The 15,572-nt window shown below is 71.1% G+C and carries 12 protein-coding genes; 4 read left to right on the top strand and 8 right to left on the bottom strand.

The features are described from left to right. Both JGS39_RS31125 and JGS39_RS31130 read right to left on the bottom strand, forming a co-directional pair. The coding region (locus tag JGS39_RS31125; protein ID WP_219573087.1) for an ABC-F family ATP-binding cassette domain-containing protein at positions 1-1,566 on the bottom strand (1,566 nt) is incomplete at its 3' end. A gap of 84 nt (positions 1,567-1,650) precedes the next feature. Further along, on the bottom strand, positions 1,651-2,688 hold the full coding sequence (locus tag JGS39_RS31130) for an oxidoreductase (protein WP_219573088.1): 1,038 nt from the start codon (positions 2,686-2,688) through the stop codon (positions 1,651-1,653). Positions 2,689-2,755: 67 nt separating this feature from the next. Here JGS39_RS31130 and JGS39_RS31135 point away from each other — a divergent pair, with 67 nt between their 5' ends. Next, on the top strand, positions 2,756-3,718 hold the full coding sequence (locus JGS39_RS31135; protein ID WP_219573089.1) for an FAD-dependent oxidoreductase: 963 nt from the start codon (positions 2,756-2,758) through the stop codon (positions 3,716-3,718). 132 nt (positions 3,719-3,850) lie between these two features. Here the strand turns inward: JGS39_RS31135 and JGS39_RS31140 are convergent, their stop codons facing one another. Together JGS39_RS31140 and JGS39_RS31145 are read right to left on the bottom strand one after the other, a co-directional pair. After that, positions 3,851-5,596 carry a BCCT family transporter gene (locus tag JGS39_RS31140; protein WP_219573090.1) on the bottom strand — a complete coding sequence of 582 codons (1,746 nt, stop codon included), beginning with the start codon at positions 5,594-5,596 and terminating at the stop codon, positions 3,851-3,853. 74 nt (positions 5,597-5,670) lie between these two features. Continuing rightward, positions 5,671-6,993: a M14 family metallopeptidase gene (locus JGS39_RS31145; protein ID WP_219573091.1), complete on the bottom strand. Its 1,323-nt coding sequence runs from the start codon at positions 6,991-6,993 to the stop codon at positions 5,671-5,673. A 170-nt stretch (positions 6,994-7,163) separates the two neighbouring features. Here JGS39_RS31145 and JGS39_RS31150 point away from each other — a divergent pair, with 170 nt between their 5' ends. Both JGS39_RS31150 and JGS39_RS31155 read left to right on the top strand, forming a co-directional pair. Further along, entirely contained in the window at positions 7,164-7,688 is a 525-nt protein-coding gene (locus tag JGS39_RS31150) for a GNAT family N-acetyltransferase (RefSeq protein ID WP_219573092.1), read from the top strand. A gap of 61 nt (positions 7,689-7,749) precedes the next feature. Then, on the top strand, positions 7,750-8,793 hold the full coding sequence (locus tag JGS39_RS31155; RefSeq protein WP_219573093.1) for a LacI family DNA-binding transcriptional regulator: 1,044 nt from the start codon (positions 7,750-7,752) through the stop codon (positions 8,791-8,793). Between the two features lie 49 nt (positions 8,794-8,842). Here the strand turns inward: JGS39_RS31155 and JGS39_RS31160 are convergent, their stop codons facing one another. Beyond that, complete coding sequence (locus JGS39_RS31160) at positions 8,843-9,724, bottom strand: oxygenase MpaB family protein (RefSeq protein ID WP_219573094.1); 882 nt, start codon at positions 9,722-9,724, stop codon at positions 8,843-8,845. A gap of 281 nt (positions 9,725-10,005) precedes the next feature. Here JGS39_RS31160 and JGS39_RS31165 point away from each other — a divergent pair, with 281 nt between their 5' ends. Continuing rightward, the gene (locus JGS39_RS31165; protein ID WP_236064320.1) at positions 10,006-10,980 is read left to right on the top strand and encodes an oxygenase MpaB family protein; all 975 of its coding nucleotides are present in this window, start codon (positions 10,006-10,008) and stop codon (positions 10,978-10,980) included. Here JGS39_RS31165 and JGS39_RS31170 read toward each other — a convergent pair. The 3 genes from JGS39_RS31170 to JGS39_RS31180 form a co-directional block, all read right to left on the bottom strand. After that, on the bottom strand, positions 10,883-11,530 hold the full coding sequence (locus JGS39_RS31170; RefSeq protein WP_219573095.1) for a TetR/AcrR family transcriptional regulator: 648 nt from the start codon (positions 11,528-11,530) through the stop codon (positions 10,883-10,885). The genes JGS39_RS31165 and JGS39_RS31170 overlap by 98 nt on opposite strands. 142 nt (positions 11,531-11,672) lie before the next feature. Beyond that, entirely contained in the window at positions 11,673-14,363 is a 2,691-nt protein-coding gene (locus JGS39_RS31175; protein WP_219573096.1) for a M4 family metallopeptidase, read from the bottom strand. A 143-nt stretch (positions 14,364-14,506) separates the two neighbouring features. Continuing rightward, positions 14,507-15,572, bottom strand: a 1,066-nt coding sequence (locus tag JGS39_RS31180) for a hypothetical protein (RefSeq protein ID WP_219573097.1), incomplete at its 5' end; no start/stop codon positions are given.

Raw genomic sequence — 15,572 nt, forward strand, 5'->3', positions numbered from 1 at the left:
GTCGTGCGTGACCAGCAGCAGCGTCCCCGTGTAGGAGTCGAGCGCCGACTCCAGCTGTTCGATCGCTGGCAGGTCCAGGTGGTTCGTGGGCTCGTCCAGCACCAGGAGGTTGACGCCGCGGCCCTGGAGGAGCGCGAGCCCCGCGCGGGTGCGTTCGCCCGGGGAGAGCGTGGTCGCCGGGCGCATCACGTGGTCGGCGCGCAGGCCGAACTTGGCGAGCAGCGTACGGACCTCGGCGGGTTCCGTGTCCGGGACGGCGGCGCAGAACGCCTCCAGGAGCGACTCCGAGCCGTAGAACAGCTTCCGTGCCTGGTCGACCTCGCCGACCACCACACCCGAGCCCAGGCTCGCGTGCCCGGAGTCCAGCGGGAGGCGCCCGAGCAGGGCGGCGAGCAGCGTCGACTTGCCGGCCCCGTTGGCGCCGGTGATGGCGACCCGGTCCGCCCAGTCGATCTGGAGCGAGGCCGGTCCGAAGGCGAAGTCGCCGAGGACGGCCCGGGCCTCGCGCAGCGTGGCGACGACGGAGCCGGAGCGGGGCGCGGAGGCGATCTCCATCCGCAGCTCCCACTCCTTGCGCGGCTCGTCCACGACATCGAGGCGCTCGATCATGCGCTGGGTCTGACGGGCCTTCGCGGCCTGCTTCTCGCTCGACTCGCTGCGGAACTTGCGGGCCATCTTGTCCGAGTCGCCGGCCTTGCGACGGGCGTTCCTGACGCCCTTGTCCATCCAGGAACGCTGCATCAGGGCCCGGCCTTCGAGCGCCGAGCGCTTGTCCGCGTACTCCTCGAACTCCTCGCGCGCGTGCCTGCGGGCCCGGTCGCGCTCCTCCAGGTAGGCCGCGTAGCCACCGCCGTACAGGTTGATCTGCTGCTGGGCGAGGTCGAGTTCGAGGACCTTGGTGACCGTGCGCATCAGGAACTCGCGGTCGTGGCTGATGACGACCGTGCCGGCGCGCAGCCCGGAGACGTACCGCTCCAGCCGTTCCAGACCGTCCAGGTCGAGGTCGTTGGTGGGCTCGTCGAGCAGGAAGACGTCGTAGCGGGACAGCAGGAGCGAGGCGAGTCCGGCGCGGGCGGCCTGGCCGCCGGAGAGCGCGGTCATCGGCAGGTCGAGCCCCACGGTGAGGCCGAGGTCGGCCGCGATCTCCTCGGCCCGCTCGTCCAGGTCGGCGCCACCGAGTGCGAGCCAGCGCTCCAGCGACTCGGAGTACGCGTCGTCGGCACCGGGCGCCCCGTCCACGAGGGCCTGCGTGGCGGTGTCCATCGTCGCCTGGGCGTCGGCGACACCCGTACGGCGCGCCAGGAACGCGCGGACGGTCTCGTCGGGGCGGCGCTCCGGTTCCTGCGGCAGGTGGCCGACCGTGGCCGTGGGCGGGGAGAGCCGCAGCTCGCCCTCCTCCGGCTGGTCGAGCCCGGCGAGGAGCCGGAGCAGCGACGATTTACCGGCGCCGTTGACTCCGACGAGACCGATCACGTCACCGGGCGCGACCACGAGGTCGAGTTCGGCGAAGAGAGTGCGGTCGCCGTGTCCGGCGGCGAGGTCCTTGGCGACGAGAGTGGCAGTCATCAGGGTGCCGATCCTAATCGTCCGCAGGACCCTCCCGGGCGGTCAGGCCCGCCGGGTGACTCGCGGGGGCCGCCGGCGCCCCCCTCAGCCATGCGCCACGGGCGCGGTCAGCACACTTCCCGTCGTACGTGCCACGAGGCAGGCGCGGCCCTTCACGGACCGTGCGTCCAGCGGGATCCGGTGTTCGCCCGGTTCCAGGAAGCCGCTGAACACCTCCTGGGCGCGGGGCCGGGACAGCCGGTCGACGCGGTACGCGACCAGGCTGACCCGGCAGGCCGATGTGACCTCCACCGTGGCCGAGCCGTCCGTCGCGTCGAGCCGGACCAGACGGTGCTGGGCGGGGGCGCCCCGGTCCAGGGCGTGCTCGACCTCGGCGGCGAGAACGGGGACGACCGGGACGAGACCCTCGACGTACGCGGTGTCCGCGCCCGCCTGTCGGAAGGCGTGGCGCACGGCGGTGCGCTGAGGCTCGGTGACCGCGGGGCCGAAGACGACGACCGGGTAGGCGCGCAGCTCCTCCGCAGGGACCCTGTCGGTGTCGGCCGCGATGTCGGCGCCGATTCCGATCGTGCGCAGCGCGGCGGCGAGCCGTGCCAAGACGGCGACGCGGGCGCCGACGAGCAGGACGCGGCGGGCGGCGGAGGCCGGAGCGGCCGGGCCGGAGGGCAGCAGGAGGCGTTCCAGCTCGCGGCGGTACTGCTCGCCGTCGAAGCGGTACGGCCCCATGTCCCGGTAGCCGCCCTGCTCCAGATCGACGGACCCGTACGTCTGCCAGGCGAAGTCCCGCCACACGACGTCCGTGCCGTCGCGTTCGATGACGGCGGTGACCGCGCCGCATTCGATGCTCTCGCACTCGGGGCAGCCGTAGATCACATGGCGCCCGCCGGCGAGCGGTGCCTCGGCTTCGAGGAGCAGCCGGCGCACCTGGGTGGTGAGGATCGCCGGTGGTACGTCGGAGGCGAGCGGCGAGACGGCGTCGAGGTCGGAGAGCCGGAACAGCAGCGGGCGGCCGTCGACGAGGAAGTCCATGAAATCCCGGTGCACCCGGTGGTGACCGTCGGCCAGGACGCCTCCGGCCCGCATGGCGGGTGCGAGGCCGAAGGTCGCATACGGAGCGGGCATGATCCGAGTATTCCCGTCCGACGGCCCCCGTGAGCACGCAAGGAAGCAATTCCGTTAGCGTCCGGCCATGAACGCAGACGTGGAGAGCGGGAACGGCGGGGCGGCAGTGTCGGATGTGATCGTGGTGGGCGGTGGGGTCAGTGGCCTCACCACGGCGATGGTGCTCGCGGAACGCGGTGCCCGGGTGCGGGTCTGGTCCGCGGCACCGGCGGCGGCCACGACCTCGGCGGTCGCGGGCGCTCTGTGGTGGCCCTACCGGATCGAGCCGCAGGACCGGGTGGGCGACTGGTCGCTGACCTCGCTCCGGTGGTACGAGGAGCTGGCCGCCCGTCCGCTGGAGACCGGTGTGCGGCTCGTCGAGGGGATGCACCGGGGCGAGCGGCTCGCCGGGCTCGGGCCGTGGGCGGGGCAGCTGAAGGGTGTGGTGGAGACCGCCGACGGGCTGCGGTGCCGGCTGCCCCTGATCGACATGCCGGCCCATCTGGCGTGGCTGGAGGAGCGGGTCAGGGCGGCCGGCGGTTCGGTGGAGCGGCGCGACGTCACCTCGTTCGACGAGCCGGCCGCGGAGGCGGCGACTGTCGTCAACTGCACGGGGCTCGGCGCCCGGGAGCTGGTCCCGGACGCCGGGATGCGGCCGGTGCGCGGTCAGTTGGTGCTGGTGGAGAATCCGGGGATCGAGGAGTGGTTCACCGAGGCGGACCCGGCGTCGAGCGAGACGACGTACTTCTTCCCGCAGCCGGGCCGCCTGGTGCTCGGTGGCACGGCGGGCACCGATGACTGGAGCACGGTGCCCGACCCCCGTACGGCGCGGGAGATCGTGGCACGGTGCGCCCGGGTCCGCCCGGAGATCGCCCGGGCGCGGGTCCTCGGGCACCGGGTGGGGCTGCGGCCGGCCCGGGACGCGGGGGTGCGGATCGAGGCCGGGCCGCTGCCCGGCGGCGGGCGCCTGGTGCACAACTACGGGCACGGGGGCGCGGGTGTGACGGTGGCACTGGGGTGCGCGCAGGCGGCGGCCCAACTGGTGGGCTGAGCCGCCGCGTACCGGGCGCGACCCGCTTCGGTCGCGTCGCCGCCTGCCGGGCAGAGCCCGGCTCGATCGCGTCGCCGCGTACCGGGCAGGACCCAGCACGATCGCGTCGCCGCGTACCGGGCAGGACGCGGTTCAGTCGCCTGCGGCCGTCGAACCGCCGGGCTTGTCGTGGTGCTCGGTGGTGATCTGGCTGCCGCCGGGGCCGATCCGGATCTCGAAGTCGCCGTCGTACTTGGCGTGCCCCTCGATGACCGCGGACTCGACGGCTTCCACGCCGAACTCGCGGCGCACGATCAGGGGGTCCTCGCGCAGGTCCCGCATCAGCGCCACGCACATGCCGATCATCACGATGGTGAAGGGCGCCGCAACCAGAATGGTCAGGTTCTGCAGACCCTCCAGTGCGTTGCCCTTGCCGTTGCCGATGAGCAGCATGATCGCCGCCACGGCACCGGTGACGACGCCCCAGAAGATCACGACCCACTTGGCCGGTTCGAGGATGCCCTTCTGGGAGAGGGTTCCCATCACGATGGAGGCGGCGTCCGCGCCCGAGACGAAGAAGATGCCGACGAGAACCATCACCAGCACACTCATCACCGTGGCGATCGGGAACTCGTCGAGTACGCCGAAGAGCTGGGCCTCCGGGGTGTCCGCCCCGCTCAGCCTGCCGGCCTCCTGAAGCTTGATCGCGGTTCCGCCGAAGACCGCGAACCAGACCAGGCTCACGGTGCTGGGCACCAGGATGACGCCTCCGATGAACTGGCGGATCGTCCGGCCCCGGCTGATCCGGGCGATGAACATACCGACGAAGGGCGTCCAGGAGATCCACCAGGCCCAGTAGAAGACGGTCCAGCTGCCCAGCCACGTGGCCACCTTGCCCTCGCCGGTCGCCTCGGTGCGTCCGATGAGCTGGGGCAGATCACCGAGGTAGGCGCCGAGCGAGGTGGGCAGCAGATCCAGCACGATGATCGTCGGACCCGCGATGAACACGAAGACGGCGAGGATCAGGGCGAGCACCATGTTGATGTTCGACAGCCATTGAATGCCCTTCTCCACACCGGAGATCGCCGAGGCGACGAAGGCGACGGTCAGCACGGCGATGATCAGGACCAGCAGCCCGGTGCCCGTCTTCTCCTGCCAGTTCAGCTCCTGGAATCCGCTGCCGATCTGGAGAGCGCCCAGGCCCAGCGAGGCGGCCGAGCCGAAGAGGGTGGCGAAGATGGCGAGGATGTCGATCAGGCGGCCGAACCCGCCGTGGGCGTGACGGGCACCGATGAGCGGTTCGAAGACCGCGCTGATCGTCTGGCGCCTGCGACGCCGGAAGGTGCTGTACGCGATGGCCAGCCCGACCACCGCGTAGATCGCCCAGGGATGGAGCGTCCAGTGGAAGAGGGTGGTGGCCATCGCCGTCTGCATCGCCTCGGCGGCGTCGGCGGGGTGGGTGCCGGGCGGCGGGTCGGTGAAGTGCGCCAGCGGCTCGCTGACCCCGTAGAACATCAGGCCGATGCCCATGCCGGCGCTGAACATCATCGCGACCCAGGACACGGTCCTGAATTCCGGCTCCTCATCCTCCTGGCCGAGGGTGATATTTCCGTACCGGCTGATGGCGAGCCAGAGGGCGAAGACCACGAATCCGCTGGCGGCCAGCATGAAGGCCCAACCACCGTTGTGGAGGAGCCCGTTGAGCAACGTATCGGACACGTCCTCCAGGGAGTCGGTGGCGGTGGCTCCCCAGACCACGAAGGCGAGGGTGAGGGCCGCGGTGACGCCGAACACCACCCGGTCGGTCGTGGGGCGCCGGCCCTGGGTCGGATCGCCGGGCAGATCCGCCGTCACCGACAGATCCCCCCTGTCGCCCGTTCTCTGATCGTCCTGCGACACGAATGGCACCTTTCACGGAAGCTGAAATTTCGCTCTCCGTAGGCAGTACCACACACGGTGTGCATCTCCCGGGATCAACAAGCGGTATCGGCTTGACCGTTTGTGAGGTGATATGTCGCCCTCCGGTCCAGGAGGAGCGGGATCAGCTTCCGGGCGGGCTGTCGCAGGGGCACATACACACCGTCACCGTCGGGCCGGGACGTGACGCCGTGCAGGGCCAGTTCGTCCAGGACGTCGGCGTAGCGGTCGGCCGTGAGCCGGTAGCCGCAGGGCGGTTCGGCGATGATCTCACCGGGCCCCGGCGTTTCGTTGTCCGCTCCCCCCAGGAACACCGGCCCCCGGTCGGTGAACCCTGCCGCGCGCGACCGTGCGGTGGCGGCGCGGATACGGTCGCGCTCCTCGTCGGCGTAGGCGAAGAGCGCGGTGAGTGCGGCGCGTTGGGACCGGACGCGACGGCGCTGCCCCACTGCGGGATCGGCCCGTTCGGCGTCGGAGAGCGCGTCCGCGCGGGATTCGACCAGCAGGCCGATGGCGTGCTTGAGGGCCGCCGTGTTGCGCAGGATGCGCTCCTGTCCGTCACCTGCGGTCTGCTTGAGCGGACCGCCGGTCAGCGGATCGGTCCAGACTCCGTACCGGCCGCTGCTGAATCCGGCGTCCAGCAGGGCCGGACGCACATAGCGTTCGACCAGACGCTCGGAAGCGTCGTGCACCCGTTCGTCGGTATTGAGGTTGCGGGGCCAGAGGGCGTAGAGGTCCTTGTCGTAGTACGGCGGGGTGGCGCTGTACTCGTGGAGGTCCTCGACGATTTCGGGGGTGCGGTCCCTGATGACGGCGGCGAGGGTGCGGGCCTCGGCGGTCCGCAGGGCGATGTGGTCGCGGTTGATGTCCAGTCCGTCGGCGTTGCCGCGGGTGCCGGCGGCCAGACCGTCGGGGTTGGCGGTGGGCAGGACGAGGATCTCGGTACGGGAGAGAAAGGCCCGGGTCGCCGGGTCCGTGGCGTAGGCGAGGTCGCGGATCGTCGTCAGGCACGCCTCGCGGCCGGCGGGTTCGTCGCCGTGCTGGCTGCAGACCAGCAGCACGGTGAGCGCGGCCGGGCGGCCTCCGCCGATCCGGACGAGGCGCAGGGGCCGTCCCTGCCCGGTCGTGCCGATCCGTTCCACGCTCACCCGGTCGCTGTGGCGGTCGGCGGTGGCGAGCAGCGAACGTTCCTCGTCGGAGCTGGTCCACCGGGCACCGGCGGCCGACTCGAAGCCGGTACGGGGCGGGGTGTGCGCCGCCTCGGAGGGGGCGGTGACCAGGGCAACGGCGAGTGCGGCGGCGACGGCCGTCAGGGTGAGGTCACGGACGCGGGCGCGGCCCGAAGGCGCGCGGGGGCGGTTCGGCCCGGGCCGGGTCATCGGTCCGTTCGCCGGGCCGCGCGCCGTACACGTATCGGCATGCGCGGAAGGTACCCCGTACGGTGCCCCGCGCGACAGACCTGTGCGGGATCCGGCCGGCGGCCGGTTCGCAGGAGGCGTCGCGCGACCGTCCGCACGACGCCTCTCTCGCGGGATGGCAGACTGCCCGGATGATCGATGACCTTCCCGCGGGCCTGGAGGCCCGGTACCTCACCGAGGACGACCATCCGCGCGTACTCGCCGTACTGGACTCGTGGTGGGGCGGGCTCAAGGGGGAAGCGGGTTCGGCGGAACGCGCGTTGCTGCTGCCCCGGCTGTACTTCCAGCACTTCGCGAGCACCGGTTTCCTGGTCGAGCGCGACGGTGGCGAGGTGGCCGCCTTCCTGGTCGGCTTCCTGTCGCAGACCGAACCCCGGGCCGCCTATGTGCACTTCGCCGGCGTCGACCCGGCCATGCACGGCCAAGGGGTGGGCCGCGCCCTCTACGAGGCCTTCTTCGCGCTCGTCCGGTCCCACGGCCGACGATACGTGCACTGCATCACCAGCCCGGAGAACACCGCGTCGCAGGCGTTCCACACCCGGCTCGGCTTCACGGCCTCCGCGGTGAAGCCTGACTACGACGGCCCCGGACTCGACCGGGTGGCGTTCACCATCGACCTTTCCTCCTACCCGGTGGCCACGCCCCGGCCGGTCTAAGGTGACGAGGTTCGCGCTCACGCCGTTCCCTGCCTCTTCCCGCGCCTCCCAGGAGCGTCCCTTGCCCGGTCCGACCCCCGGCCCCCCTCACGACGCGCGCCCCACGCTGGAGGGGGTGGCGGCCCGTGCCGGAGTCTCCCGGGCGACCGCCTCACGGGTGGTGAACGGCGGTGCGGGGGTGCGGCAGCCGCTCGTGGACCGGGTCCGCAAGGCGGTCGAGGAGCTCGGCTACATTCCGAACCACGCGGCCCGGACCCTGGTGACGCGGCGCAACGGCGCGGTCGCCGTGATCATCGACGAACCCGAGGCCCGGATCTTCTCGGACCCGTTCTTCTCCCAGCACATCCGTGGGATCAGCCGTGAACTGGCTGTGCACGACGCTCAGTTGGTGCTGCTGCTGGTGGAGGGCAGCGGTGACTTCGAGCGGGTCACCCGCTATCTGGCCGGCGGCCATGTCGACGGGGTGCTCGCCTTCTCCCTGCACACCGATGACGAACTGCCCTCGGTCATCCGCCGGTTCCGGGTGCCCACCGTCTACGGCGGCCGCCCGGGACGGCCGGGTGCGGCATCCGAGCTCGCGGTCCCGTACGTGGACTGCGACAACCGCGGCGGCGCCCGTGAGGCCGTGCGCCATCTGGTCTCGCTCGGCCGCCGGACCATCGCGCACATCGCGGGCCCGCGCGACCAGACTTCGGCGCTCGACCGGATCGATGGCTACACCGACGTGCTTCCCGGCCAGGACCCCGCCCTCGTCGCGGACGGCGACTTCACCACCGAGGGCGGGGCTCGGGCGATGTCCCAGTTGCTGGAGCGGCGGCCCGGACTGGACGCCGTCTTCGCCGCCAACGACCTGATGGCCTCCGGCGCGCTGAGGGTGCTGCGGGAGCAAGGCCGCAGGGTGCCGCAGGATGTGGCCCTGGTGGGGTTCGATGATCTGGAGTCGGTGGCCGAGGCCACCGATCCCCCGCTGACGACGGTCCGTCAGGATGTCGAAGGAATGGGGAGGTTGATGGTCCGACTTCTGATGGAGCGGCTCAACGACGGGCACACCGCAGCCGATTCGATGATCATCCCGACCGAGCTGATCCGCCGCGCCTCCGCCTGACAGCACTGCGGAATGCCCGCCCGGTGTCCGATGAGCGGGCCCAGGATGCTCAGCTGCCGCCGCGCCGCACAGCTTCCCGGTGGGCCGCCCGTGCCCGCCGTGCCCTCGGCAGATACCGCAGCCGCTCCGGCAGCACCGGCACGACCATCCGCACCACGGCGCAGAACCGCCGCAGCCTGCGCTCCTGGGCATCCGTCCACTCCAGGCCGATCGCCTCACGCGCGTCCGGCGGCATGAGCCCGACGGTGAGGAAGCCGCGGAACCGCGCCAGAGGCGGAAGCAGCACGGGCCACAGGGCCCTGAGCAGCAGCCGGAGAGCCCACGGGCCCCGGTCCGGGGGCGGCACCGGGGCGCCGGCGCCGACGAGTTCCTCCACGACGGCGGTCCGCTCGATCTCGTCGGCGAGCATGCCGCGGTAGTAGGGCCAGAACTCCTCGATCGTCTGCGGCATGTCCCGGTCGTGGATCCCGAGCACGCGTCCCACCTGGAGCCACTCCCGGTACAGGGCCCGTTCCTGGTCCCGGTTGAGCGGCCGCAGGAGGTACCGCGCCCCGTGCCGGTACACGGGGAAACCGGTCGCGTGCACCCATGCGTAGTTGGCCGGCGACAGGGCGTGGTACGGGCGGCCGCGAGTGTCGGTGCCCCGGATCGTGCGGTGCAGCCGGCGGAGCCTGCGCCCCTCCGCCGCGGCCTCCTCTCCCCCGTATACCCAGAGCTGGAGCGAGCTCAGCGAACGTTCCCCGCGGCCCCACGGGTCCGTACGGAACACGGAGTGCTCGTCGACGCCCGCGCCGACCGCGGGGTGGGCGACCTGGAGAGTGAGGGCCGCCGGCAGCATCAGCAGGGCCCGGATGTCACCGGACAGGCTCCACAGCACACCACCGGGCGGGGGCGGTACCGGATCCGCGCCCCTGGCGCTCTCGCTGCTCATGCGGTGCTCCCGACGGTCGGCGGGCGTGCGGTCCGGCGCCCGGCCCCTGCGTGATCCAGTATGCGAGCACGTCCGGATACCTGCGCACCGGCCCCGCGGAACACCCGCCGTCGGCCGTGTTGACGGGGCCGGTGAAACAAGTCAATAGTATTTGTAACTTTGACTCCCGCGACCGAACGGTCCCTCACATCCCTTCAGAATCAGGGAAGTTGACCAGAGGAAAGCGACAGCACAAGGCAGAGGTCCCTCAGGGAGTCGGTACACGGACAGGAGAGCGCACCATGGGCCGATACAGCCGCCTGCACGAGATACGCCGGATGGATCCGGCGCGCGACTACGCCGAGATCCTTCGGCTGATCTCCCAGTACGAGTTCCCCTGGGACTACCGGCAGGGGGTGAGCGTCGCCTTTCTCCGGGACTACGGCGTCCCCCGGATCTCCGTCCTCCTGGACCGGACCCAGGAGTTCGAACGGGCCGGGCAGAAGCGGTACGACGACACGGTGCTGATCGGGTACGAGATGGCGGCCGACGGCTTCGACTCGGAGCGCGGGCGCGCGGCCGCGCGCCATCTGAACCGGATCCACGGGAAGTACAGCATCCCGAACGAGGACTTCCGCTATGTCCTCGCGACCACCGTCGTGGGGCCGAAGCGCTGGATCGACCGGTTCGGCTGGCGTCCCCTGTGCCCGCAGGAGGTCCAGGCGCTGGTGGAGACCGGCCGCAAAATGGCGGCGGTCATGGGGATCGAGGGAGCGCCCGACACGTACGAGGGGTTCGAGGCGCTCCTCGACTCGTACGAGGCGCAGATGTTCGCGTACGACCCGGCGAACCGGCGGGTCGCCAACGCCACCTTCCGCGTCATGGCGAGCTGGTATCCACGTCCGTTACGGCCCCTGGTGGCCAGATTCTCGTTGGCGCTGCTCGACGAGCCGCTGCTGAAGGCGCTGGGCTTCCGGCCGCAGCCGAGGTGGGCACAGACCTCGGCGTCGGCGGCCCTGCGCCTGCGCGCCCGGTGCGTACGCCGGCTGCCGGCCCGGCCGCGCCGCTTTCCCTCGCGCCCGCAGCCCCGCTCGTACCCCTTCGGCTGGCGGCTCGACGACCTCGGGCCGCACTGGGCCCGCAACCGCCCTCTGGAGCCGCTGCCCGACGAGGCCGGCGTCACCCCCGACGGCTCTGACCGGCAGCGAGCAGCGGCACCAGATAGCGGCGGGCGAACTCCCGCACCTGAGTGTCGTCGTCGAGCTGGAAACAGCTGACGGGACTGAGGAGGAAGGAGACGGTGATCCGCACCATCAGTTCGGCCACCGGGGTCGGATCGGTCGCCGGCCGGCCCTCCGCGCGCCGGGCCTCGCGCAGCCGGTCGGCCAGGTACGCGCGGATGGCGAGGAAGGCCGGGCCGCTCTCCAAGGTCAGGAAGGGCAGCATGGTCTCCGGCTCCAGCCGCAGCAGACCGCCGATGAGCGGATGCTCGCGGATGTGGCGCAGAACCGCGGTGAAGCCCTCGACGAGCCGGTCCTCCGTCGTCGGCAGCGAGGCCACCGCGTCGTCCACCTCCACCAGGAAACGGCGGTACTCACGCAGCAGACAGGCGGAGACGAGGCTGTCCTTGTTGCCGATCCGCCGGTACACGGTCACCCGTGAGACCTTGGCGCGCTTGGCGACGTCGTCGACGGTGGAGCGGCGCAGCCCGAAGGTCATGAACTGCTCGCGTGCGGCGTCCAGGATCTGTTCGCTCAGCGCGTCGGAGGGCGGCGTCGCGCTGAGGCCCTCCGCCAGCCGTGTCCCGTCGGTGCTCCGTGCCGCCATGGGTCCTCCCCCGTTCCGCCGCTGCCACCCCACCATAGGATTCGTTACGGAGTGACACACCCCGTAGCTGTGTAACAACGCGAGCGGGGCGCCCACCGAAGTCGGTGGGCGCCCCGTCGGCGGTGCGGTGCCGGCCGGAGACCTACTCGCAGGTCCCGGCGAACGTCTCGCGGGTCACCACGTCGGTGGCCGCGGCGCTCGTGTCCAGCCAGGCGACGCGCTGGCCGTCACCGAGGGACGGGGCCAGCTGGGCGCCGGAGGAGCAGGAGACGCGGCTGAACCGGTTGAGTCCGGCGACCACGTCGGCGGTCTTGGCGACCTGCACCTTGCCGGGGCCGTTCCAGGAGCCGAGTGCGCCCCAGATGTCGTACGTGGAGTACGCGAAGTGCTCGTCGCTGACCGAGAACTGGGCGAGGTACGTGCTCTTCGGGTAGCTCAGCCGGGCCGCCGTGGACAGATCCTCCAGCGGTGCCGACATGAACGTCGTGCTCGGGATCAGGAAGCCGCCGGTCTCACGCCAGAAGACGCGCTCCGAGGTGATCTGGATGTCCGAGACGTAGTTGAAGATGAAGCCGGTGATCCGCTTGGTCTGCGTGGTGCCCTTCGCGATGTCGTAGACGTACACCCACGTGCCGTCGCCGCCGGCCCAGGCGATCTGGCCGTGCTTCATCGCGAGGCGGGCCGCCTTGGTCCCGGCCTCGGGGGTCACGTTGACCGTCGCGCCGTTCGCCGTGCGGAGCATGACGTCCTGCTCGCCGTCGGCGGTGGTGCTGATGTAGGCGAGGGCGCCGTGGTCGGTCACCGGCTCGGTCTCGTCCGCATCGGGACGGTCGACCAGCTTCTTGATCGCGCCCTGGCCCTTGTCGCCGGCCTGGTAGATGCCGATGCCGTCGGCGGCGATGCGGGAGAAGACGATGCGGTCCTCGTCCAGGGACGGGTCGAGCAGGTAGGCGTCCTTCTGTGCCAGCTCGTGCTTCGGCTTCTTGTCGAAGCGGCCCACGGTGATCCCGAAGGCGGCGCTGCCCTGGTCCCAGGCGATGGCGTCGCCGTGGCTGATCGCGTAGGTGTTCCCGCTGATCTGCGCGGCCTGCTCGTCGACGCCGCTCATGACCTCGTACGCGGGCAGGATGCCGGCGCCGATGGTGGTGCCGTCGTGCGTGCCGCCCTTCTGCTCCCAGCCGTTCTCGATGCCGTGGTCACCGAAGGCCTTGGTGATGACGGCGAGGTCCTGCGCGGAGACGTGAAGGGACTTCGCGGCGAGGATGACCGCGTTGCGCATGTCGGTGAAGCCGGAGAGCGGGGTGAGGTAGTTCTGCGCGGACCGGTAGACGATCTGGTCGGCGAGCTTGCTGTCGATGTTCTTGCGCATGTCCCACAGCGCCCCGCCGACGATGGTGGAGTTGTAGTGCACTCCGCCGTTGTCGATGTCGAGCGTGATGGGCTGGTAGTCCTTCTGCGCGCTGCGTCCGTCGTTCAGGTCGCGCAGGGCGCACTCCTCCAGCGGCTTGGTGCCGTTGCAGAGGTACTCGCCGATGAGGCCGGACGTCGGGTCGCTCATCGCGATGCCCTTGTCGGCGGTCTCCATCGCGTTGCCGAAGTAGTCGGATATCGCCTCGTTGAGCGCGCCCGACTGGTTGAGGTAGACGAGACCGGCGGAGTGCTCGGTGACGCCGTGCGTCATCTCGTGGCCGACGACGTCCAGGCCGACGGAGAGCGGTACGCCATCCATGTGGCCGTAGACCATCTTGGAGCCGTCCCAGAAGGCGTTGGCGTAATCCTTGCCGCTAGAGGCGACGTTGACGACGGAGTAGATCGTGCCGCCCTTGCCGTCGACGCCGTCGCGGCCGATCTGATCCTTGTAGTACTCGTAGACCTTCGCGGCGTTCAGGTGCGCGTCCACCGCGCCCGACGAGGTGTTCGCGCCGTCGAAGTGCTCGCTCGCCGATGTGCCCAGGGGGATGTCGTCGGTGACCGGGCCACCGGCGACGAGGCTGTAGCTCTTGCGCTGGGCGTCGTAGGTACGGATCTGGCCGCCGGTCTGCGGGTACATGGCGCGCGTCGAGTCGACGAGCGTGTACGAGCCGTCCGTCTCCTTGTTGACGTCCAGCTTCGCCTCGCTGCCGTCGACGCGCACGCCGGTGCCCTCGGCGGGCGACGCGTCGGCGGCGTCGAGGTTGTTGTACGAGAGGGCGATGCCGCCTACGCGGGCGTCGACGTACACCTCCTGGCGCACGGGACTGCCGTTCGCCCTGCCGCCGGTCACGGTGAAGTGCCAGGCGAGCCTGCCGCCCTGTGCATCGGGCAGCACGGCCAGGCCGTGCGTCTCGGTCCTCGCGCCCTGCACGGCGGACAGGCCGCGGTCGAGCGTGAACATCCGATGCTTCGCGGTGGCTTCGCTCACCGTGGGCGTGGTGGAAACCGTCAGATCCGTGTAGAGCGTGCCAGTGGCGGAGGTGACCTGCTGGCCGCCGTCGGCCGCCTGCGTCTGCACCGCGTACTCGGCGCCGAAGACCGGGACGCCGTCGTGCTTCTGCTGGAAGCGCACCGAGGACTGCTTGCCGTCCTCGGTGGTCCTCACCGTGGCCAGATCGGACACCGGGACCTTGTACGTATCCTCGTGCGCCTTCAGGTGAGCCCGGGCGGCCTGGGCCGGGGTGCCTTCCCTGGGGGCCTTGTCCAGGCCCTGGGTCATCGCGGGGGCGACACCTGCCGGGTCCGTCGCCGGGGCCTTCGCGGTGTCGTCCGCCCAGGCCGGCGCTGCCATCAGCGCCGCACCGGTCGCCGCGGCGACCACCCCGGTCGCCAGGATCCGCAGCACACTCGTTCGTCTCACAGGACCTCCCCATCGCACCTGCGCCTGAGCCGTTGGGGCGGCTCGGGCGTTGACGTGCTGATCGTTCGCCATGGGGAGTTGCCTGAACAAGAGTTGGCGCTGGCGCGAACCTGCCGTGGCGTAATTACGCCTCAGGAATGGTCCTATGAGGCCGAGTTGTCCGATGTTTCGGACAGCCATCCTGCCCGGGCCGCGTGCCAGCCGAGCTGGAACCGGGTCGCCGCGCCGACCTCGTCCATCAGTGCGTGCAGCCGGCGCTGCACGGTGCGATGCCCCATCCCCAGCTGGCGGGCTATGGCCGCATCGGTCAGACCGACGTGGAGAAGGGCCACGATCTGCCGGTCGATCGCCGCGACCGGGGACTCGGCATCCTCGTCGGCACCGGGCGGGGTCAGCCGCCGCCCCTTCTCGAAGTGCGCCTCGAAGAGCGAGACCAGGGCCGTGAGCAGACCGGTCCGATGGACGACGAGTGCGACGGGCTCGCTCTCACGGTCCGGGTCCAGGGGCAGCAGAGCGATACGGCGGTCCACGATGACGAGTTTGGTCGGCAGCAGGTCCGTGACGGAGATGTGCTGCCCCTGGGCCACACACTTGCCCACCACGGCCGCGGTCGCCGGATGCTCCAGCCACGCACGCTCGACGACGCTGCGCACGGTGACCCCGCGGCGCATCATCTCGGCGTCCGCCTCCTCGTGGTTGTCCTCGAAGCTGAGCAGCGCGGGCATATGTCTGGCCGGCACGAAGGTGCACACCTCGCTCCTGGCCTGACGCTGCATGGTCACGAGACGTCGGCGGACCGCCGCAGGACCGGACAGCACCTCCACCGGCGCGCCGGCACCGTACATCTGCGCGGAGCGGTGGCGCTCGGAGAGGTCTCCGACGAGCGATTCGACCCGGTGCAGGGCGGAGCGCCGTGACTCCAGGAGCGGCCCCAGCGCGAGAACGGGCGGCGCGGCCCGGTAGCGGGCGCTCCCGCCGGAATCCGGCAGGTCGGCGCTGGCGAGCCCCCGTTCGACGAGCGAGTCGAGGGCGTTGGCCACCGCCGCCTCGTCCAACGGACCCACGAGCGCGCCGGGTTCGCAGTCCGGGCGGTCCACGAGCAGACGGTAGACCGCGTCCTCGTCCGGTCCGAGCCCCAGCAGGGTCAGCAGTGACGCGTCCACCTGACCGCGCGGCCGGCCGGCCTCGGCCCGGCCCGGTGGACGCGTC

It is taken from the genome of Streptomyces poriferorum, from assembly GCF_019399235.1.
Taxonomy (GTDB): domain Bacteria; phylum Actinomycetota; class Actinomycetes; order Streptomycetales; family Streptomycetaceae; genus Streptomyces; species Streptomyces poriferorum.

Coding starts and splice junctions, on each gene's coding strand:
- JGS39_RS31160 (WP_219573094.1), bottom strand. CDS start 9,724: ATGAGCAGCGAGAGCGCCAGGGGCGCGGATCCGGTACCGCCCCCGCCC.
- JGS39_RS31145 (WP_219573091.1), bottom strand. CDS start 6,993: ATGACCCGGCCCGGGCCGAACCGCCCCCGCGCGCCTTCGGGCCGCGCC.
- JGS39_RS31135 (WP_219573089.1), top strand. CDS start 2,756: ATGAACGCAGACGTGGAGAGCGGGAACGGCGGGGCGGCAGTGTCGGAT.
- JGS39_RS31130 (WP_219573088.1), bottom strand. CDS start 2,688: ATGCCCGCTCCGTATGCGACCTTCGGCCTCGCACCCGCCATGCGGGCC.
- JGS39_RS31170 (WP_219573095.1), bottom strand. CDS start 11,530: ATGGCGGCACGGAGCACCGACGGGACACGGCTGGCGGAGGGCCTCAGC.
- JGS39_RS31165 (WP_236064320.1), top strand. CDS start 10,006: ATGGGCCGATACAGCCGCCTGCACGAGATACGCCGGATGGATCCGGCG.
- JGS39_RS31150 (WP_219573092.1), top strand. CDS start 7,164: ATGATCGATGACCTTCCCGCGGGCCTGGAGGCCCGGTACCTCACCGAG.